The sequence below is a fragment of the Paraburkholderia sp. J63 genome (assembly GCF_905220245.1).
Taxonomy (GTDB): domain Bacteria; phylum Pseudomonadota; class Gammaproteobacteria; order Burkholderiales; family Burkholderiaceae; genus Paraburkholderia.
On the sequence record NZ_CAJMZF010000238.1, the window covers coordinates 1 to 232 of the forward strand.

The window sequence follows — 232 nt, forward strand, 5'->3', positions numbered from 1 at the left end:
CATCGAGTTCGCCACGCCCAGCGAGAGATTATGGTGTGCGTGCATGCCCGTTTGCGTTTCAGGTTTTAGCACCTGTTTTACGGCACGGAATCGTGCGCGCACGTCGTTCATCGTGAGCGCGCCGCCTGAGTCCACCACATAGATGCAGGTCGCGCCGTAGCTTTCCATTTTCTTCGCTTCGACCGCGAGGTTTTCCGGCGTGGTCATGTGGCTCATCATCAGGAAGCCCACG

1 pseudogene is annotated in these 232 nt (G+C 58.2%); it reads right to left on the minus strand.

The window, feature by feature from the left end:
- Positions 1-232: pseudogene (locus U5775_RS39340) on the minus strand (4-hydroxy-2-oxovalerate aldolase); the annotation flags it as partial.